General features: G+C 67.2%; 17 protein-coding genes. 4 read left to right on the top strand and 13 right to left on the bottom strand.

The features are described 5' to 3' along the window. Positions 1-52: 52 nt before the first annotated feature. On the top strand, positions 53-1,519 hold the full coding sequence (gene pyk / locus MF609_RS12490) for a pyruvate kinase (RefSeq protein WP_242416645.1): 1,467 nt from the start codon (positions 53-55) through the stop codon (positions 1,517-1,519). Positions 1,520-1,654: 135 nt separating this feature from the next. Here the strand turns inward: pyk and MF609_RS12485 are convergent, their stop codons facing one another. The 4 genes from MF609_RS12485 to MF609_RS12470 all read right to left on the bottom strand — a co-directional run bounded on the left by MF609_RS12485 (position 1,655) and on the right by MF609_RS12470 (position 6,961). Next, entirely contained in the window at positions 1,655-2,446 is a 792-nt protein-coding gene (locus tag MF609_RS12485; RefSeq protein WP_242416644.1) for a transglutaminase family protein, read from the bottom strand. Continuing rightward, a complete protein-coding gene (locus tag MF609_RS12480) occupies positions 2,446-3,378 on the bottom strand; it encodes an alpha-E domain-containing protein (protein ID WP_242416848.1) in 933 nt (310 codons plus the stop codon). The genes MF609_RS12485 and MF609_RS12480 overlap by 1 nt, the downstream gene beginning before the upstream one ends. A gap of 7 nt (positions 3,379-3,385) precedes the next feature. After that, positions 3,386-4,867, bottom strand: a complete 1,482-nt coding sequence (locus tag MF609_RS12475) for a circularly permuted type 2 ATP-grasp protein (RefSeq protein WP_242416643.1) — start codon at positions 4,865-4,867, stop codon at positions 3,386-3,388. A gap of 69 nt (positions 4,868-4,936) precedes the next feature. Further along, positions 4,937-6,961 carry a protein-disulfide reductase DsbD family protein gene (locus MF609_RS12470; RefSeq protein WP_242416642.1) on the bottom strand — a complete coding sequence of 675 codons (2,025 nt, stop codon included), beginning with the start codon at positions 6,959-6,961 and terminating at the stop codon, positions 4,937-4,939. A 53-nt stretch (positions 6,962-7,014) separates the two neighbouring features. Between MF609_RS12470 and MF609_RS12465 the strand changes: the two genes are divergently transcribed. After that, positions 7,015-8,685 carry an alkaline phosphatase family protein gene (locus tag MF609_RS12465; protein ID WP_242416641.1) on the top strand — a complete coding sequence of 557 codons (1,671 nt, stop codon included), beginning with the start codon at positions 7,015-7,017 and terminating at the stop codon, positions 8,683-8,685. 76 nt (positions 8,686-8,761) lie between these two features. On the opposite strand, the gene MF609_RS12460 is transcribed toward MF609_RS12465, so the two are convergent. From MF609_RS12460 to MF609_RS12440, 5 genes are all read right to left on the bottom strand, one after another. Next, entirely contained in the window at positions 8,762-9,952 is a 1,191-nt protein-coding gene (locus MF609_RS12460; RefSeq protein WP_242416640.1) for an alpha/beta hydrolase family protein, read from the bottom strand. A 77-nt stretch (positions 9,953-10,029) separates the two neighbouring features. Continuing rightward, positions 10,030-10,971 carry a polysaccharide lyase domain-containing protein gene (locus tag MF609_RS12455; RefSeq protein ID WP_242416639.1) on the bottom strand — a complete coding sequence of 314 codons (942 nt, stop codon included), beginning with the start codon at positions 10,969-10,971 and terminating at the stop codon, positions 10,030-10,032. 88 nt (positions 10,972-11,059) lie between these two features. Then, positions 11,060-11,338: an integration host factor subunit beta gene (locus MF609_RS12450; RefSeq protein ID WP_242416847.1), complete on the bottom strand. Its 279-nt coding sequence runs from the start codon at positions 11,336-11,338 to the stop codon at positions 11,060-11,062. A gap of 171 nt (positions 11,339-11,509) precedes the next feature. Further along, on the bottom strand, positions 11,510-13,213 hold the full coding sequence (gene rpsA / locus MF609_RS12445; protein ID WP_066689665.1) for a 30S ribosomal protein S1: 1,704 nt from the start codon (positions 13,211-13,213) through the stop codon (positions 11,510-11,512). A 509-nt stretch (positions 13,214-13,722) separates the two neighbouring features. Then, the gene (locus tag MF609_RS12440) at positions 13,723-15,399 is read right to left on the bottom strand and encodes a DEAD/DEAH box helicase (protein WP_242416638.1); all 1,677 of its coding nucleotides are present in this window, start codon (positions 15,397-15,399) and stop codon (positions 13,723-13,725) included. A gap of 166 nt (positions 15,400-15,565) precedes the next feature. Between MF609_RS12440 and msrB the strand changes: the two genes are divergently transcribed. Continuing rightward, entirely contained in the window at positions 15,566-16,051 is a 486-nt protein-coding gene (gene msrB / locus MF609_RS12435; protein ID WP_419723081.1) for a peptide-methionine (R)-S-oxide reductase MsrB, read from the top strand. Between the two features lie 63 nt (positions 16,052-16,114). On the opposite strand, the gene MF609_RS12430 is transcribed toward msrB, so the two are convergent. Further along, on the bottom strand, positions 16,115-16,696 hold the full coding sequence (locus MF609_RS12430; RefSeq protein ID WP_242416637.1) for a CHAP domain-containing protein: 582 nt from the start codon (positions 16,694-16,696) through the stop codon (positions 16,115-16,117). A gap of 340 nt (positions 16,697-17,036) precedes the next feature. Between MF609_RS12430 and MF609_RS12425 the strand changes: the two genes are divergently transcribed. Next, the gene (locus MF609_RS12425; RefSeq protein WP_242416636.1) at positions 17,037-17,588 is read left to right on the top strand and encodes a hypothetical protein; all 552 of its coding nucleotides are present in this window, start codon (positions 17,037-17,039) and stop codon (positions 17,586-17,588) included. Positions 17,589-17,694: 106 nt separating this feature from the next. On the opposite strand, the gene MF609_RS12420 is transcribed toward MF609_RS12425, so the two are convergent. From MF609_RS12420 to MF609_RS12410, 3 genes are read right to left on the bottom strand one after another with little or no spacing between them, the layout of a single operon-like run. Continuing rightward, positions 17,695-18,432 carry an extensin-like domain-containing protein gene (locus MF609_RS12420; protein ID WP_419723082.1) on the bottom strand — a complete coding sequence of 246 codons (738 nt, stop codon included), beginning with the start codon at positions 18,430-18,432 and terminating at the stop codon, positions 17,695-17,697. Then, positions 18,429-19,142 carry an NUDIX hydrolase gene (locus MF609_RS12415; RefSeq protein ID WP_242416635.1) on the bottom strand — a complete coding sequence of 238 codons (714 nt, stop codon included), beginning with the start codon at positions 19,140-19,142 and terminating at the stop codon, positions 18,429-18,431. The genes MF609_RS12420 and MF609_RS12415 overlap by 4 nt, the downstream gene beginning before the upstream one ends. Further along, positions 19,139-20,377, bottom strand: a complete 1,239-nt coding sequence (locus tag MF609_RS12410) for a S1 family peptidase (protein WP_242416634.1) — start codon at positions 20,375-20,377, stop codon at positions 19,139-19,141. Before MF609_RS12410 ends, MF609_RS12415 begins: the two co-directional genes overlap by 4 nt. Positions 20,378-20,384: the final 7 nt, after the last annotated feature.

Raw genomic sequence — 20,384 nt, 5'->3', positions numbered from 1 at the left:
GAACCTTTACGAATAAGCCTTAGAGGCAGGCGCGCAAAGCCCGGAGACTTTCATGACCAAGGCCATCAGCCCCCGTTCGCGCAAGGTTCGCGTCCTCGCCACGCTCGGCCCCGCCAGCAACACGCCCGAAATGATCGCGAAGCTGTTCGAAGCCGGCGCCGACGCGTTCCGCGTCAATATGAGCCATGGCGACCAGCAGTCCAAGGTCGCCGTTATCCAGGCGATTCGCGGACTGGAAAAGCAGTTCGGCCGTCCGACCACCATCCTCGCCGACCTTCAGGGGCCGAAGCTGCGCGTCGGCCGCTTCGCCGAAGGGCGCGTGATGCTCGAAGCCGGACAGCGCTTCACGCTCGACCGGTCGGATGAACCGGGCGACGCGAATCGCGTCCAGTTGCCGCATCCCGAAATCTTCGCCGCGATCGCTCGCGATGCGCGCCTGCTGCTGGACGACGGCAAGCTGGTGCTCCGCGTCCTCGACCATGACGACGACAAGATCGTGACCGAGGTCGTGGTCGGCGGCGCGCTGTCGAACTCCAAGGGGCTGAACGTCCCCGACGTCGTGCTGCCGATGGCGGCGCTGACGCCCAAGGATATTTCCGACCTGCACTTCGCGGTCGATCAGGGCGTCGACTGGATCGCGCTGTCGTTCGTGCAGCGCCCGGAGGATCTGGCCGAGGCGCGCAAGCTGATCCAGGGCCGCGCCGCACTGCTCGCCAAGATCGAGAAGCCCTCCGCCGTCGCGCGGCTGGAGGAGATCGTCGAACAGTGCGATGGCGTGATGGTCGCGCGTGGTGACCTGGGCGTCGAACTGCCGCCCCAGTCGGTACCGCCGCTGCAGAAGCGCATCGTCGAGACCGCCCGCCGCCTCGGCCGCCCGGTCGTCGTCGCGACGCAGATGCTCGAATCGATGATTACCTCGCCCTCGCCGACCCGCGCCGAAGTGTCGGACGTGGCGACCGCCGTCTATGACGGGGCGGACGCGATCATGTTGTCGGCGGAAAGCGCGGCGGGCAGCTGGCCGGTCGAATCGGTGGCGATGATGAACGACATCTCGCACGCCGTCGAACGCGACCCGGCGCATGGCGACCGCGTCCACTTCACCGTGCTGCGTCCCGACCCGACCACCGCCGACGCGCTGGCTGAAGCCGCGAAGAACATCGCCGCCACGGTCGATGCGAAGGCGATCCTGTGCTTCACCAAGTCCGGCTCGACCGCGCGGCGCATCGCGCGCGAACGTCCCGCAGTGCCGATCATGGTGCTGACGCCGCAGATCGATACCGCCCGCCGCCTCGGCCTGCTGTGGGGCGTCCATGCCGTCCATACCCGCGACGTCGAATCGTTCGAGGAAATGGTGGCCAAGGCCAAGCGCATGGTCCTGCGCCACAACATGGCCGGCGCGGGTGACCGCGTGGTCGTGTGCGCCGGTGTGCCGTTCGGGACGCCGGGATCGACCAACGTGCTGCACGTCGTGCAGATCGTCGGCGACGAATTGAAGAACTACGGCAGCCACGAAGGTTGAGTTCGACTCCTCCCCGGCACGGGGAGGGGGACCGCCGCAAAGCGGTGGTGGGGGCGGGTGCCCAGAGCGTTCCGCTTGCGGGGCGCCCCCTCCACCAGCCTTCGGCTGGTCCCCCTCCCCGTGCCGGGGAGGCGCTTATTCCGTTTCGCTACCGACCCGGACGTCGACGTCCAGTTCCTCGTCACCCGCGCCCATCCTGACCCCGGCGATCGGCGCGGCACCCGCCGCGTCCAGCGCGACCGCCACGCGGATATGGTCCAGTCCCGACCGACCGCCCGCCGCCGGATCGAACGCATACCAGCCACCAGCGACATAGGCCTCTGCCCAGGCATGGGGTGCCGCCGTGCGCCGTTCGTCGTCGCCCGCCAGACTATATCCCGACACATAGCGCGCCGGCACGCCGCGCGCCCGCGCCGCTGCGATGAAGATCTGCGCCATGTCGCGCGGTCCCAGCCGTGTATCGCCGACCGCTTCGATCGCAGAGCGTATCACGGGCGAAGGCCGCCGGTCGAGCGGCCAGCGTGCATGGATCGCCGCGGCCAGCGCGGTCATCGCGGCAAGGTCGTCGCCCTGCCCCAGCGCCTCGATCAGCGCATCGGCGCGGGTCAGCGGCGTCACGCGCCGGAACAGCTCGGGCGGAAATGGCTCATCCGTCCCCTCGATCGGGCCGTCATGGTCGGTCAGCAACGCCTCACCCGAGACCGTCAGCACCAGCGTCTCGACCGGCCCCTCCGCATAGAGCATCCGGGTGATGTTGCCGTACCCGTCGAACCCCTCGCGCAGCCGCGCGTCGCAATCGACGTCGATGCGCCAGTTCACCACCGTCTGATGACTGGTGTCGCCAGGGAACAGTCGCAGCAGCTGGACGATCCGCGCCTGCGGCTCGGTAAAGCGGTAGCGGGTTTCGTGATGGACCGACAGCCGCATCAGATGAAGCGGAACTGGCGGGCGACGGCGGCGTCGAGCATCGCATTCTCCCGGATGAAGGCGGTCAGATACTCGTGCAGACCGCTGACGATCACCTCATGCGCCCGTGTCTTCTGCATCCGTGCCAGCCGCGCGCGCGCCATGCGGTCGGCCTCGCCCTGAAAGCCGGTACGCTTGCCGAGCAGGTTGAGCATTTCGACGGTCTCGTCGACACAGGCCGCCAGGCTGCGCGGTACTTCCCCCCGCGACAACAGCAGTTCGATGACATTGGCGGGCTTCAACCCCTCGCTATACAGCCAGCGATAGGCGGTGACGGCCGATACCGTCTGCAGGATCGTCGTCCATTGGTCGCGGTCGATCGCGCCGCCGATTCGCTCGCCCTTGGGCAGCAACAGATGATATTTGACGTCGATCAGCCGAGCGGTGTTGTCGGCGCGTTCGATCGCGGCCCCCAGCTGGACGAACCACGTCGCCTCGTTCTTCATCATGCGCTGGACCGCGCCTTCGAACCCTCGCGCCTCGGCCTTGATCGCCTCGACCAGGTTCAGAATGTCCTCGCCCTCCTCGCCGCGCGGCGTGTTGAAGACGATCCAGGCACGGTTGATCGCGGTCCATGCGTCGCGGGTCAGTGCGGTGCGCACCGCCTTCGCATTGTTGCGCGCGGCGTCGAGGCACCACAGGATAGACCCGGCATGGCTGCGGTCGCAGGTCAGGAAACGCGCGACCGATCCCTGTCCGACGCTTTGCCCCGTCGCGGCGAAGCTGTCCTCGGTATAGCTGACTGCCAGCGCACTGGCCCAGGCGGCATCGCCGGCAGGGCGCGACGACAGCGCATCGAGCCGTACGGTCGCCTCGACCAATCGCGCGAGGAAGTCGGCGCGCTCGACATAGCGCCCCAGCCAATAGAGCGAGGCGGCGGTTCGGGAAAGCATCGCCATGTCAGCGCCCTCCCTGCGACTGGGTCATGCCGCCCATCGATTGCGACTGGACCGGCCCGTCGTCCAGCAACACAAAACTGTCCTTGGTCCCGCCCCCCTGGCTGGAATTGACGACCAGCGATCCTTCCTTCAGCGCGACCCGGGTCAGCCCGCCGGGCACCACCTGCACCGTTTCCGCACCGGTCAGCACGAACGGACGGAAATCGACATGGCGCGGGGCCAGCCCCGCCTCGGTCAGCGTCGGGACGGTCGACAGTGCCACCGTCGGCTGCGCGATATAGCGCTGCGGTTCGGCGATCAGCGCGCGGCGAAACTCCTCGATCTCCGCTTTCGATGCGGTCGGCCCGACCAGCATCCCGTATCCGCCCGACCCGTCGACCAGCTTCACCACCACCTCGTCCAGATGGTCGAGGACGTATTGGAGCGCCTGTGGCTCGCGGCAGCGCCATGTCTCGACATTGGGCAGCAGCGGTTCGCTCTCCGCATAGAAGCGGACGATTTCCGGCATGTAGCTGTAGATCGCCTTGTCATCGGCAATGCCGTTGCCCGGCGCATTGACCAACGCGACATTGCCGGCGCGATACGCCCCGATCAGGCCGGGCACGCCAAGGAGCGAGTCGGGGCGGAATACCACCGGATCGATGAAGTCGTCGTCGATCCGGCGATAGATGACGTCCACCCGCACCCGGCCGGCAATGGTCTGCATCCATACCACATCGTCGTCGACCAGCAGGTCGGCCGGCTCGACCAGTTCGATGCCCATCGAATCGGCCAGGAAGCTGTGTTCGTAATAGGCCGAATTGAAATGCCCCGGCGTCAGCACGACACAGGTCGGATGCGCCCCCGCACCCGGCGGTGCGACCGACCGCATCGTCTCCAGCAGGCGGTCGGGATAGCTGTCGACCGCCGCCACGCGGAACTTGCGGAACAGTTCGGGGCACAGCCGGATCATCGCCTCGCGATTTTCCAGCATGTACGACACGCCCGACGGCGTGCGCGCGTTATCCTCCAGCACGAAGAATTCATCCGGCCCGGTCCGCACCAGATCGATGCCGCAGATATGCGCCCAGACGCCGTGCGGCGGGCGGATACCCGCAATTTCCGGGCGGAACTGGCTGTTGCCGAAGATCAGGTCGGGCGGCAGCACCCCGGCCTTCAGGATGCGGCGTTCGCCATAGATATCGTCGAGGAATGCGTTGATCGCCTGCGTCCGCTGGATCAGCCCTTTCGACAGCCGGTCCCATTCGTCGGCCATGAACACGCGGGGCACGATATCGAACGGAATGATCCGCTCCGCCGCCTCGCTGTCGCCATAGACGGCGAAGGTGATGCCCAGCTGGCGAAAGGTCGCTTCGGCAGACTGCAGGCGGCGCTTCAACTCATGGGAAGGCACCTCGCCCATCCACCGTGCCAGTGCCGCAAGGTCGGTGCGCGGATGATCCGGCCCGCCCTGTCCCCAGATTTCGTCGAACGCTCGCCCCATCCAGCCCCCAACGCCGCAAGTCGGTTAACGCTCCACATGCTGCGCTGCAAAAGCGGGACTGGCAAGCCGCTATGTACGGCTGGGCACCAATTCGGTCAGGGTTGCCGGAGTCAGCACCTGCGGCAGCACGCGCGCGTCGTTTTCACCCGGCGCGTAGAATAGATAGAGCGGCACCCCGGCGCGGTTATGCGCCTCGATGAACCGCCCCAGCACCGGGTCGCCGTCGGTCCAGTCGCCGACCAGCACCTTCACCCCGCCCTTTCCAAAGGCATCGGCCACCGCCTGCGTCTCGATCGCGGCGCGTTCGTTGACCTTGCAGGTCAGGCACCAGTCGGCGGTGAAATAGGCGAAGACCGGCTTGCCCTCGGCACGCAGTGCTGCCAGCCGCGCTTCGCTGAACGGTTCGGCCCCGGCGATACCGGTCGCGGCGGCCCCGGCGGGCGGCGCGCGCTGCACCAGCGCGGCGCTCGCCACCGCCAGCACCAGCGCGACGATGCCCGGCCACCATGCCCGGTCGCGTCCGCACAGTTGTCGACGCCCGGTCCACCACAAGCCCAGCCCGGCGAGCAGTAGCGCCCCCAGTCCCAGCGCCATGCCGTCGACACCGGCCTGCCGCCCCAATATCCATGCCAGCGCCAGCGCGGTCAGGAACATCGGCACCGACAGGCCCTTGCGGAACACATCCATCCACGCGCCCGGCTTTGGCAGGCGCCGGCGCAAGGCGGGTACGAAGCCCAGCAGCAGGAACGGCAGCGCGAGGCCAAGGCCCAGCCCGGCAAACACCGCCATCGCCGCGACCGGCGGTAGCACCAGCGCCGATCCCAGCGCCGCGCCCATGAACGGCCCGGTGCAGGGCGTCGCCACGAACGCCGCCAGTGCGCCGGTGGCGAACGCTCCCCCCCGCCCGCTCCGGTTACCGACCTGCGGCGTCGGCAGTTCGAACAGCCCGGCGAGGTTCAGCGCGATCGCCCCGGTCAGCACCAGCAACAGAAGCACCACGCGCGGGTCGGTCAGCTGGAACGCCCACCCCGCCGCGACGCCCGCCGCGCGGATCGCCAGCAAGATGCCACCCAGCGCCATGCAGGTGACCACCGCCCCGGCGGTATAGGCCACCCCTTCCGCCCGCGCATGGGCCGCCGACTCCCCCGACCGGGCAAGACTCAGCGCCTTCAGGCTCAGGATCGGAAAGACGCAGGGCATGATGTTGAGCAGCAACCCGCCCAACAGCGCCCCGGCAAAGGCAATGAGTGCGGCGCGGATCGGTGTCGGATCAGCGGCAGCCGCCACCGCGCCGGGCGTCGCGCGGATCGCAAAGCCTTGCCCCCTACCCGTTGCCAGCACCCCTTCGATCAGCGTCGGTTTGCCGCTCGCCTTCGTTTCGATCACCAGCGCATCGCCGTCGCGGCGGACGACCTGTGGCGCATCATAATCGACCGCATTTTCGGTTTCGGGAAAGAAATAGGCATCGCCGATCGCCTGCGATGCCGGGAACGGCACGCGCAGCCGCATCGGCTCGCCCGCCTGAAACAGCGCCGGCGATCCGAGCGGCCGCGGCAGCGCGCGCCGCCAGCCATCGAACTCGACGCGACGCTGCGATGTGATCGTCCCGTCGCCGATGGTCAGCGTCGTCGCCAGTTGGGCCTTTTCGGGCACGCAGATTTCGCGGGTGCAGACCAGATAGTCGATGGCGAGGCGGACCGGTACCGCGCTGCCCTTCGCCAGCCCGGTGGGCAGTTCCAGATCGGTCAGGATCGTCCAGGGCCGTTCATAGACATAGTTGATGATGCCGGCGACGCTCAGCCGCTCGGGCACCGGATAGCGCAACGGGCCGACCCGCGCCCCGGTCGGCAGCGTCCAGTCGAGCCGTGGCTGGGTGCCGACCGCGCCGGGATTCTTCCAATAGCCGTGCCAGCCGGCATCGGGCACCGACACCAGCGCCAGTGCGACCCGCGAACCCGCAGCCGGCGTGTCGCTTTCCGCCACGATCCGCATCTGGACATGGCGTTGCCCCGGCACCTGCGCCATTGCCGGCAGTGCGGCGACGAAGGCCGAAAGGATGAGGATGAGTCGCCACAGCGTTCTTGCCGGTGTCATGTACGCCGGGTAGCGAAGTTTCGAGACGGATGCACCGTCCGCGGAGTATTTCGATGCGTTTCCTGACCCTCGCCGCGCTGCTGCTCGGCACTGCCGCCCCCGCCCTGGCGCAGACTGCCGCGCCGGCCCCCGCCGCGACCGACGTGCCGGTGCCGCCGACCTATCCGGCAACGCCGCCCAAGCTGATCGTCGCGATCTCGGTCGATCAATTCTCGGCAGACCTGTTCGCCGAATATCGCGGGCGCTTTACCAGCGGCTTCGTGCGGATGATGCAGGGCGCGGTGTTCCCCTCGGGTTATCAGAGCCATGCCGCGACCGAAACCTGCCCCGGCCACTCCACGATCCTGACCGGATCGCGCCCGTCGCGCACCGGTATCATCGCCAATGACTGGATCGACCAGCGCGACAACAACCGTCCCGATCACAAGGTCTATTGCGCGGAGGACGAGCGGGTGCCTGGTTCGACCTTCAAGGACTATACCGTGTCCGACACGCATCTGATGGTGCCGACGCTGGGTGAGCGGATGAAGGCAGCAGACCCGCGCACCCGCGTCGTCTCGGTCGCGGGCAAGGACCGTGCGGCCGTGATGATGGGCGGGCACAAGGTCGACGAACTCTGGTGGTTCGGCAAGGACGGCTTCGTCAGCTATGCCGGGCGCAAGATGCCGCCGGTCGTCGCGCGCGCCAATGCTGCCGTGGCCAAGCAGATCGCGACCGCCCAGCCGCCGATGACGCTCCCGACCTTCTGCCAGCCGCTGGCCCGCGCGGTTTCGGTTGGCGGCAAGACCATCGGCACCGGCCGCTTCGCGCGCGAGGCGGGTGACGTGAACAATTTCCGCCGATCGCCCGAATATGACGCCGCCGTCCTCGCGCTCGCCGCCGGGCTGATTCAGGACATGAAGCTGGGCCAGGGGCCGCAGACCGACATCATCTCGATCGGCGCGTCGGCCACCGACTATGTCGGCCACGGCTATGGCACCGAGGGCAGCGAAATGTGCCTGCAGCTGACCTCGCTCGACCAGAGCCTCGGCGAGTTCTTCAAAGTGCTGGACGCGACCGGAGTGGATTACCAGGTCGTCCTGACCGCCGATCATGGCGGCAGCGACGCCAGCGAACGCCATGCCGAACATGCCATCCCGGAGGCGGTGCGGCAGGACGGTGAACTGACCGTCGAAGGCATAGGGCAGGCGATCGGAAAGAAGCTCGGTATCGCCGGCCCGATACTGTTCGGCGGCGTGAACGGCGATGTGTGGTACGATATCAAGCTGACGCCCGCGCAGAAGGCGGCGGTGGAGCGGGAGGCGATCGCGATGTTCGCCGCGCATCCGCAGACGCAGGCGGTCTTCACCCGCGCGCAGGTGATGGCGACGACGGTGCCGAACACCCCGCCCGAAACCTGGACGCTGCTGGAGCGCGCGCGTGCCTCCTATTACCCGCCGCGTTCGGGTGACCTGCTGGTCGCGATGAAGCCTCGCGTGCTGACCCTGCCACACCCGGTCGTCGGCAGTGCGGTCGCGACCCATGGCAGCTTCTGGGACTATGACCGGCGCGTGCCGATCCTGTTCTGGCGCAAGGGTGCCGGCGGCTTCGAAGAGCCGTTCGGCGTGGAAACGGTCGACATCCTGCCGACGCTGGCCGCGACCATCGGGCTGAACGTGCCGAAGAACGAGATCGATGGCCGCTGCCTCGACCTCAATCCGGGCACGGGATCGACCTGCCGCTGAGCCTGCCGTTCGGTTCGAGCAGCTTCGAGCTTGTCGATAAGCGTCTGTCGAGAACTCGCTCGACAGACGCGCCGACTCACGGCAGCCGCAACAGCGCCGTCGCCGCCGATGCCGGATCGAGCCGCTCCTCCAGCGAGCGGACGATCGCGGCGGCAGTGCGCGGAACCTTGCCCGCAAACGCCAGCCGGCCGTTGACCGTCACCCGCACCGGCCGGTCGAGATCGACCAGTCGGTCGGACAGACGCAGCGTCAGTCCGGCGGGCACCGCGCCATCGATGGCGATCGCCTGCCCCTCGACCCGCGCATCGATCCGGTCGCCGGCCTTGGCTTGGCTCCCATCGGGAATCTGCAACCAGTAGAAGCGGTCATGGGTCACGTCGTCCTGGACCCAGACGACGCGCTTCGGCCACGGATTGCGGGTGAACCGCGCCATCCATGGCAGCCCTTCCGCATCCTTGCGGTTCATCCAGTGCGGCAGCCCCGGATAGATGCGCGTCATCGATACATAGCCGCCCGGATCGGCGGCGTGGAGCTTTTCCAGTTCGGCACCCCGTTCCGCCGCAATGCGATTGCGGTCATAGGCGGCGTCCGCTCCGCCCATGAAGATCGCGAACGGCAGGTTGCGCAGCCCCGCGACGCCGGCTTCGTTCGGATGGCCGGCCATCATCGCCGCCGCTGCGAACCGGTCCGCCATGCGCGGTGCCAGCTGCCACACGCCATCGCCCCCCGCCGAATAGCCGAGCAGATAGACGCGGTTCGGATCGACGCCGTTGATCGCAACCTGCAGGTCAATCAGCCGCTGGAACAGCGGATCGATATGCGCCTCGTGCCACAGGTTCCACGTATCGGTCGGCGCACGCGGGGCGAGGTAGATGCCCTCGGCCGGTTCGTAGAGCTTGATCTGGTTGCGCCACTGCTGGTCGTTGACCGCCGGAGCGGCATTGCCCCCGCCATGCATCGATATCCACAGGCTGCGCTTGCCGAACGGCGCGTTGCCGAACGTCCGGCTTTCCCAGCGCAGCGTCTTGTCGACCAGCGTGATCGTGCGGGCCGCCATGGCTTGCCGATCGTCCGTCGCAATCTTGCGCTGTCGCGCCGCCGCCAGCCGGTCGAGCGCAAAGGCTGCATCCGCCTTAGCAAGGGGCCGGTTGAGTAGCGCGGCGTCGCTCGGGGATGCGATATCGAGCCGGTCGATCCACCGGGACGGCCCGTTCGACGCGGAGGGTTGCAGCGACTGCGCCGGTGCAGAGGTCACGAGCAGGACCATGAGCGGTGCAAGGATGAAACGATGATGCATGGACGCATGGTTACCGTGGGATGCGCCACGACCGAAGCGGAAAGCGATCAGCGCGTCTCGAACTTTCGCACGCCCGGTCCCAATCGGTTCGCGCCGACCGCGACGCCATCGCCGGTATAGTCGGCAACGAACACCGGGCTCTTCTCCACCCCGGGGGCAAGCCGGGCGTCATTGTCCTCGACCCGCAGCCCGCGGGCCGGGAAGCTATGCTTCTCCGCGCCAACGACGATGAAGCCGGTCCAGTTCTCCTTCGCCTTGCCCTGGACGAAGCTATTGCGCGCGATCAGCCCGGTCGCGCCCTCGGGCAGGTCGATCATGTAATTGGTCTTGCTGCCACGGCTGTCGTCGAAGCTGGAATCGGTGATCTCGATCCTGGGCGCGCGGATTTTCACATAATGACCGCCGGTGCCCCGTTCGAAGCGCGAGCGGGTGATGGTGATCGACCCGTTATTGCCCAGATATACCGAATGCGAACAATCGGTCGTCTCGTCGCACTGGCCGAGACCCGCGAAGGTCGAACGGTCGATACGGATGCGCTGCTGCCCTTCGGGGTTGCCGCCCAATATCCCTTCCTGACTGTCGAGGAAGGTCGAATTGGTGACCGTCAGGTCGCCGATCTCGGTGCGAATGCCCGCACCGTTGCCGTCCGGCACGCGGATACGGCGGAACACGATCCCATCCACCGTCGAGCGTCGCCCGCGCAGTACGAAGGTCGCCTTTTCCTCGCACGCGCCACCGTCGAAGATCACCGTGCCGGGCGTGCGGGCGCGATAGGTAATGTCGCCACCGGTCTGCACCGTGCAGTCGCGATAGGTGCCTGGCGCGATCAGGATGGTGGCGGTACCGTCGCGCACCGCAGTCACCGCCGCATCGATCGTGGCAAAACCTTCGCCCGTCTGTTCGATCACGAACGGCGCGGCACGTTGTTGCGCGGGGAGCGGCGCGGCCAACAGCACCAGTGCGAGGGGTAGCAGTAAACGGGCAGTCATCGGCCGGTCCTTTGTCGGTTCCGGCCGAGACATGCGGCACCGGCGGCGCGCGCGAAAGGGGGCAAATCCGTCCCGACGCGGTACGCGCTCAGACGTTCAGGCGGGCGCGCATTTCCTTGCCGGGCTTGAAATACGGAACGCGCTTCACATCCACCTCGACCGTTTCGCCGGTGCGCGGGTTGCGGCCGGTGCGGGCATCGCGGGCGCGGGTCGAAAACGCGCCGAAGCCGCGCAGTTCGACACGGCCGCCACTGCGCAGCTGTTCGGTGATCGCATCGAAGAAGGTCGCCACGATCCGCTCGACATCGCGCAGCGGCAGTTCGGGATTATCCTGCGCCACCTGCTGGACCAGTTCGGATCGGATCATCATTTCCCCCCGGTAAATCAAAACCATATCCCGGAACGGTGCGATCGGGACGGACCGTTGCCCTAACCTATGTTTGTCACATGCGACAATCCGCCTTTCGAATGAACGCAAAAACGGGGCACTCCTTGCGGAGCACCCCGTCCCTGTTTCCACCGACTGGCGGCGTAAGACTTACTTCTGTTCGCCGCGCGCCTTCAGCGCCTCGCCCAGAATGTCGCCCAGCGACGCGCCCGAGTCGGACGAACCGTACTGCGCAACCGCCTGCTTCTCTTCGGCGATCTGCATCGCCTTGATCGAGAAGGTCGGCTTCTTCGAACGATCGAAGCCGGTGACCATCGCGTCGAACTTCTGGCCGACCTGGAAACGCTCCGGACGCTGTTCGTCGCGGTCGCGGCCGAGGTCGGTGCGCTTGATGAAGCCGGTCGCGCCATCGTCGCCCTGCTGCACTTCGAGGCCCGCATCGCGGACTTCGAGCACGGTCACGGTCACGATCGCGTTCTTGTTCAGGCGATCACCCGCCTGCGCGGCGACCGGACCACCACGCTCCAGCTGCTTCATGCCGAGCGAGATGCGCTCCTTGTCCGGCTCGACCGCCAGCACGACGGCCTGAACCGTCTCGCCCTTGCGGTGCAGGTTGAGCGCGTCTTCGCCCGAAATGCCCCACGCGATGTCCGACATGTGGACCATGCCGTCCACGTCGCCGTCCAGACCGATGAACAGGCCGAATTCGGTCGCGTTCTTGACTTCGCCCTCGACGGTCGAACCGACGGGGTGATCTTCCGCGAACTTCTCCCACGGATTGGCCTGTGCCTGCTTGAGACCCAGCGAGATGCGGCGCTTGTCCTGATCGACCTCAAGGACGATCACGTCGACTTCCTGCGAAGTGCTGACGATCTTGCCCGGATGGACGTTCTTCTTGGTCCAGCTCATTTCCGAAACGTGGACAAGGCCTTCGATGCCCGGCTCCAGTTCGACGAACGCACCATATTCGGTGATGTTCGTGACGCGGCCCGACAGCTTCGCGCCGACCGGATACTTGGCACCGGCGCCATCCCACGGATCGCTCTCAAGCTGCTTCATGCCGAGCGAGATGCGCTGCGTGTCGCGGTTGATGCGGATGATCTGAACGCGGACGGTGTCGCCGATGTTCAGCACTTCCGACGGATGCCCGACGCGCTTGTACGACAGGTCGGTGACGTGCAGCAGGCCGTCGATGCCGCCCAGGTCGACGAACGCACCATAGTCGGTGATGTTCTTGACCACGCCGTCGATCACCTGACCTTCGGCCAGCGACTGGATCAGGCCCGAACGCTGCTCGGCGCGGGTTTCTTCCAGCACGGCGCGACGCGACACGACGATGTTGCCGCGCTTGCGGTCCATCTTCAGGATCTGGAACGGCTGCGGAATGTCCATCAGCGGGGTGACGTCACGCACCGGACGGATATCGACCTGCGAACCCGGCAGGAACGCCACGGCGCCCGACAGGTCGACAGTGAAGCCGCCCTTGACGCGGCCGAAGATGACGCCTTCGACGCGCGCGGTCTTGGCGAATTCGGTTTCCAGCTTGTCCCACGCGGCTTCGCGGCGGGCGCGGTCGCGGCTCAGCATCGCTTCGCCGTTCGCATTCTCGACGCGGTCGACATAGACTTCGACTTCGTCGCCGACCTTCAGGTCCGCCTTCTGGCCCGGTGCTGCGAATTCGCGCAGCGGCACGCGGCCTTCCGACTTCAGACCGACGTCGATGACCGCCAGGTCGTTCTCGATGCCGGTGACGGTGCCGATGACGACGCGGCCTTCGAAGCTTTCCGAAGCACCGAACATGTCGTCGAGCATCGACGCGAAATCGTCACGGGTGGGATTTGCCATGCTGGCCATATAACTCTTGGTTCCTAAACGTATCTGTTTCCGGCCGGCCGGTTGTCTCCGGCGGTCTTTGACCGGCATTGCCGCGCGCGCCGAATACGACACGCGGCATTCCACGACCATGTCGTCACGAAAGGCTTGCCCCGGCGATGCGGAAAGGGCGCGTCAGCACCCGGCCTTCGCGAGTCTGTACTCGTCGAACCGGCGCGCCATACGCCTTTTGGCGTGAAGGCGCAACGGTGCGAGGGCGCGCTGGAGGCGAAAGAAGGATTGGTTCACGCGAAGGCGCGAAGACGCGAAGAAGAAGAGAGAAGGTAGTTTTCGCGCAGAGACGCGGAGAGGGCGCGACTCAGGCGATCGCCACCTTCCGGCGAAGCCTTTCAGAATAGCTGCAAAAAGCGGAAATCGCCGCTGGCGCGGCGAACCGCCGTCACAAACACCGTCTCTCTGCGCCTCGGCGTCTCTGCGCGAAAACTAATTGCTACTCCTTCGCGTCTTCGCGCCTTCGCGTGAAAACCCGATCAGCCCCGACGCCCGCCACGATACGGCTTGGCGGCGTGACGCGGCGGCGCGCCGTTGGTCCGGCGCTGCGGTGCGGCCGGCGGACCCGCCATCTGCTCGAACATCAGGTCGTCGTCGGGCGTCGCCGTCCGCTTGACCGATGCGATGAACTTGCTCGCGATCGTCTTGGGAATTTCGAACGCCGATTCATCATTGGCGATGCGGATCGCGCCGATCTCGCCCTTGGTGATGTGACCGCGGCGGCACAGCAACGGTAGCAGCCAGCGCGGATCGGCATTGTGACGGCGACCGACATTCATGCGGAACCACACCGTATCCTCGAACCCCGGACGCGGCCCTTCCGGGCGCTCGCGCCGTTCGGGCACGCCGCCGGCCGACAGTTCCTCGGGCGCGGGCAGCTTGGCACGATAGGCGCGGACCAGCAGCGCGGCGATATCTTCCGGCGTCTTCTCGGTCAGCAGACGCGCGCCCAGTTCGACATCGGCCTCGTCGAACTCGACCGGCTCGGCCAGCTTCGCCAGCAGGCGTTCGCGGTCGGCCGCATGAATCTGCTCGGGCGTCGGCACGCCGATCCACTCGGCGTTGATCTTCGCATCGCGCAGCAGCCCCTCGACCCGGCGACGGCGCTGGTAGGGCACGATCAGCGCGGCGATGCCCTTCTTGCCCGCGCGGCCGGTGCGGCCCGAACGGTGCTGGAGGGCTTCGGCATCACGCGGCAGCTCGACATGGACGACGAGGCTCAGCGACGGCAGATCGATGCCGCGCGCCGCGACGTCGGTCGCGACGCAGACGCGGGCACGACGGTCGCGCAGCGCCTGCAGCGCATGGTTGCGCTCCGACTGCGAATGCTCACCCGACAGCGCGACGGCGTCGAAGCCGCGCTCGACCAGATTGGCGTGCAGGTGGCGCACCGCCTCGCGCGTGGCGCAGAACAGGAACGCGGTGTCCGGCTCGTGCAGGCGCAGCAGGTTGACGACGGCATTCTCGATATCGTTCGGCGCGACGGTCATCGCCTGATAGCTGATGTCGCCATGGCCCCGCTCCGCTTCGCGCGTGTCGATGCGGAACGCGTCCTTCTGGTAGCGCTTGGCGAGCGCCACGATCGGCTTGGCGAGCGTCGCCGAGAACAGCAGCGTGCGGCGTTCGGCCGGGGTGCCGTCCAGAATCCCTTCGAGATCCTCGCGAAAGCCCATGTCGAGCATCTCGTCGGCTTCGTCGAGGATCGCGACCTTCAGCCCCGACAGGTCGAGCGCGCCACGCTCCAGATGGTCGCGCAGGCGGCCCGGCGTGCCGACGACGATATGCGCACCGTGGCTGAGGTTGCGGCGTTCGCGCGCGGCATCCATGCCGCCGACGCACGACACGATGCGCGCGCCGGTCGGGCCGTAGAGCCACAGCAATTCGCGCGCGACCTGCAGCGCCAGTTCGCGAGTCGGCGCGATGGCGAGCGCCAGCGGCGTGCCGGCGCGCGGCATCTTGTCCTCGGCGTCGAGCAGGTCGCGCGCCATGGCGAGACCGAAGGCGACGGTCTTGCCCGAACCGGTCTGGGCGGACACCAGCAGGTCGCGCCCTTCGGCATCGGGCGTCAGGACGGCCGCCTGGACGGCGGTCGGGGCTTCATAACCACGCGCGGAAAGCGCCGCGGCGAGCGGTTCGGGTAACGTCGAAAAAGGCATAGGGCGCCAAATGGCCCCAAATTGCGGCCACGGCAAGGCCGGGCGTATCGTTTACCATGCAACCCATACGTGAAATTGGCAAAAGATTTTCGTTTGTCGGCTTCCGTACCGCGACATTGCCGGTCCGGCGCGGGTTTCCCACATCGACTCCGAAAGGAATCGCGCCATGTCGATCGATCGCCGCCGCCTGCTCGAACTCACCGGAATGTCGGCGCTCGCCGCGCTGATCGGCTGTGCGCCGGAAGCGAGCGAGGCGGCGCAGACCTTCCCGTTCAAGCTGACCGACGCCCAGTGGAAATCCCGCCTGTCGCCCGCACAATATAATATCCTGCGGCAGGAAGGGACAGAGCGGCCGTACAGCAGTCCGCTGAACGCCGAAAAGCGCAAGGGCGTGTTCGCCTGTGCAGGCTGCGGGCAGCCGCTGTTCCTGTCGTCGACCAAGTTCGAAAGCGGCACCGGCTGGCCCAGCTTCTACGCGCCGCGCCCCGGTGCGGTCGTCAATCGGACCGACCGGTCGCTGATGATGACACGGACCGAGGTGCTGTGCAGTCGATGCGGCGGGCATCTGGGCCATGTGTTCGACGACGGCCCCCCGCCGACCGGCAAACGCTATTGCATGAACGGCGTGGCGATGACCTTCCGGCCCGCCTGAACCAAAGAAAGCCCGCCGCACTTGTGATGCGACGGGCCTTCCGGCGATTTGTGGGGTAGGCGATCAGTCGTTCAACGCAACGACCATGCGGGCCTGGACAGGCTGGCTGCTGGCACCGCCCTGGGTGGGGGCCGGCGGGTCCGCCTTCACGATCACCAGCGGCGCATCCAGCTCGCTGCCGCCGCGCGGCGCGTGCTTGGCATAGATGAAGCCGTTGGCTGGATAGGCCGAGGTGCCGAGGCCGCCCAGCGGACCATACCACACCTTCACTTCGCTCCAGTCGCCGGCGGCCGACACGTCGATCGCGCGGACATCGCGCTCGATCCCGCCACGGCGCGACCAGTTGGCATGGGTCAGCAGCACTTCGCGGTCGCTGACGACCTTCGACACCATGGCGACATGGCCGAGGCGCATCTTCGAGGTGGCGGCGAAGGACAGCACTGCGCCTTCCTTCGGGGCATGGCCGCGTTCATATTTGCCGGCGGCCTGACCCCACCAGGTGTGGGCATTGCCGAAAATCTCGACGCCCGAAATCTCGCGGGCATAGGGGGCGCATTGCCAGAACCGGGCCTGGGCCGGTGCCACCATCGCCAGAGCGCACGAAACCACCAGCGCGAAACGCGCTGCCACAGCACCAAAATTCATCTGACCCCCACGGCCCCGAGAATGTGTTGAGCGGCATTGAGCAGGGTTTGCGGGCGGCGAAAACCCCACCGGCGACCAAATGGGAACCAATTCCGACGAAACGTGTTTGCGCGGCGATGACTGGCGGATGAACCGAGTGATGCCGTTCGTTTTGCCCCTCCCGCCCTGCAGTCTGCCGCCGCCCGCGGATGCGACGAACCGCGTCACAAGGATGTTGCAACGCAGCACCGAACCTGTTCGGATATGTCGTCAATCGGAGGCGCCGTGTTTCGTTCAGCAAGCCGTTAACTAATCTTCGGCAACATCCGGTTGGTTGTAATCTTGGGCGGGGAGTTCAGAGATGGCGATTGCACGCAGGCCGGCCGAAGGCGCGATGACGCTGGCGGAGATGAAGGAGTTCGCGACCTTTTCGTCGGCGACGCAGCGGTACATTCGCCGTTCGCTCGATATCGGGCTGGATCGCGACGACGCGATGCGCCGCTGGTCGCGCGACGTGGTGGAGGCCGCCAGCATCCGTGCGCAGGCGCGTATCTATGATCGCCTGCCCGACATCCGTGCCTGCATTCCCGAAGACAGCGGACTGGATGCGATCGAACCGTTCATGACGCCGCTGCTGACGGTGACCGCGTTCGATCTGGGCCAGGGACGACTGACGACCTTCGGCGCCTATCGCTTCCTCTACGAACGGCTGGTCGGGCCGGAGGCGCGTCCGTGGCTGCCCGCCGCCTTCTGCGCATCGGCGGCACTGCCCCATCTACACCCCGAACTGCGCCGCAAGCTGCTGCAATCGCTCAGCGAAGCGGCGGCGACCGCGTCCGGCTGGTCGATGCGGCAGCCGGCCTTCTATCCGGCCTGGGTCGAAAAGGTCGACGCCGCCGCACCGATGCATTGAGTGAGAAGCGGTGTCAGCCTGCCCCCCCTCCCGGCCATCCATCAGGGATACGCTCCGGGTGGCCGGGAGGGGGAGCGGGCTGGCACCGCGTTGACGAAAACTTGGCTCAGCGACAGGCCCCGCCAAACCCGCGCTTCGCCTGGTCGAAGTGGAAATGGTCGCGATGCGCGGCATTGTAATCGGGCGACAGCACCGTGGAGAACACTCCGCACGCCCCGTCGCGCACCTCGCGCAGGAAGGCAGCCTTGGCGGCATCGTCGCGCCCCTGCCCGGCCGTCCAGTCGCCGACGACGCTGATCCGCCGTCCGTCGCGCAGCACGAAGCCAGCGATGTCGAGCGCATTGGCGGTGGCATGTTCGCTGAACGCGCCGGTGTCGCGGCCGTACATGCGACGGCAGTTATAGCTGCCGAAATTCTGGATCGTAGCGACCGGCTCGCCGAAATGCTTCTGCGCGGCGGGCTGGACGACCTGCCACTCCCAGAGCGCCATCGCGGTCGCCACGCGGCATGACACGCCGACGTCGGGGGCAATGGCGATGGTGCGCGATCCGCCACCCCGCATCCGCACCGCATCGTCATAGCCGCATTGTCCGCCTCCGTCGCGTGGTGGCAGGGCGGTGTAGCGGACCCCTGCCGCATCCAGCAGCGCACGACATCCGGCAAAATCGCCCGCCAGATCCCCGATCTTGGCGCGGGTGAACACGCCGACCGGCTGCGACAGGTCGAGCGGGGTCCACGGCACGTCCTGCGGTCGACTGCGGGTAAAGGCATAGAGCGCGAACGCGATTGCGGCGAGGATCGCCAGCCAGACGACCGCACGGACGCCCGCCGACAGCGCCTTCACCCGCGCACCGCGCGATCGGTCGGCTCGGCCGTCACCGGATAGCCCAGGTCGCCGGGGATGCAGACGAAGCGCCCGCCGTCCCGCTCCTCGATCCATGGCGTGATCGTCCGCACGGGCCAGCGCCGCGCATCGGCCAGCACCGCCGCCACATCCTCGTGCTGCGCCAGTCGTTCCAGCACGCGACGCGTCGGGAACAGCAACGTCGCCTTCCCGCAATCGGCCGAGTGCAACGCATCGGCAGCGGTGATCCAAAGGGTGCGAACATTCTCGGTCGCATCGACCCGCGCCGCGGGCGCATCGTCGGGCAGACGCGCGACGTAGAAATGGGTATCGAACACGCGCACCGGCACATGATCCGGCCGCCATCGGGCATAGGGCGTGAGCGCGGACGGATCGACCGGCCCAAGATCGCCAATCGCCGCGCCATCGTTCAGCGCCGCCCGCATCGTGGCAATATCGCCGGCAACACCGACCGCGATGCCGGCCTCCTCGATCGTTTCCCGGATCGCCGCCAGTCGCGGTGCAAGATCGCCGTCACCCATCGCCCATGCCAACGCGCGGTCGCCGGGGTCGATCCGACCACCGGGAAAGACCAGCGCCCCGCCGGCAAAGGCCATCGCCGCCGACCGCTCCACCATCAATATCTCCGGCGGTCCGACGGCGCGGTCGCGCAACAGGATCAGCGTGGCGGCGGGAATGGCGTCGGTCATCTGGGAGAGTTGGGAAGGACCCCCGGCGTTGTGAAGGCGGGCGGTGAACGGACCAGTCGCCAGCCATCGGGCAGAAAGTCGAGCGACATATAATAATAGAACACGCACGTCCCGTCGGGACGATAGCTCGCACCCTTCAACAATCCGATGGCGGTGGTACCGATGAACACCGGCCCGCCGCTGTCGCCGCCCTTGCACCCCGGCCCCGCGACCGCGACCCAGGTCGGCAGGCACGGTCCGCCGCACAGATCGCCCGACGGCGCGAAGTCGACCATCTGGACCTCGGCACAACTATAGCCGCTATGTTCGCCGCGATGGCAGACAAAGTCGCCGACCCGCGTACCGGCGCGGCTGCGCTGTCCGTCGACCGGCCGCAGGACGGTACGCGCCGCATCGGAAAAGAAGCGCGGCAGCACTGCGTCGGGGCTGGCATTGACCTGCACATCGTGAAAGCCCCAGCCCCATTGCCCGATAAAGGGCAGCGGCGTGCGCGTCCCGTCCTTGGCGACATGCTCCAGCGTGTCGGGACAATGCGCGGCGGTAACGATGCCATTCCGCGCGCCATCGGTCACCACGAACCCGGTCGTGCAATAAAATCGCCGCCCGCTTGCCGGGTCAGGGCCGATCAGCCGCGATCCGCCGACCACCTCGCCCGACAGGTCCAGCTCCGGGCGGCCGGTAGTAGCGATCCGCACTGGAACGCCGGTCAACGCCTCGATCCGCTTGCGCAACCCGGCGACATCGCCCGTCGCATCGCTGGCACCGATCAGCACCAGCAATTCGCCGTTTCGGGCGTCGACCCCCATTGCCGGGGGCCGCGTCATCATCGCGCGGATGGTCGCCTGATGCTGGTTGATCGCGGCGAGCAGCTGCGCACGGGTCGCGGTCGCGCCGGTCCGAAAGCGGATCGGGACCGACAGGCCATCGATCGACACCTGTCCATCGGGCACCGGCCGCTTGCCGGTCAGCAGCACGGTCACCGCACCGTCTCGCTCGACCACCGTTCCCGCCAGCCGGTCGCGATACTCGCCCTCCACCCATTCGGTCACCGCGACACTCGCCGCCTGTTTGCGCAGCAGCGTCAACGCCTCGGCAGGATCGATGCCGCGCAGCCGGGCGGCCTCGGCGGCATCCTGCGCCAGTGCGGTATCGGCGGACACGACGACGGCGGCGTCCTGCGCCGCGGCGGGTTGCCCCACCGCCAGCGCAAGCGCCGCCGCCCATAGTCGCAGCATCGACCGG

The organism is Sphingomonas panni, from assembly GCF_022664435.1.
In the GTDB taxonomy this organism is placed as follows: Bacteria; Pseudomonadota; Alphaproteobacteria; order Sphingomonadales; family Sphingomonadaceae; genus Sphingomonas; species Sphingomonas panni.
The sequence above is the reverse complement of the archived record's forward strand: the minus strand, read 5'-3'. Positions and strand labels throughout refer to the sequence as shown.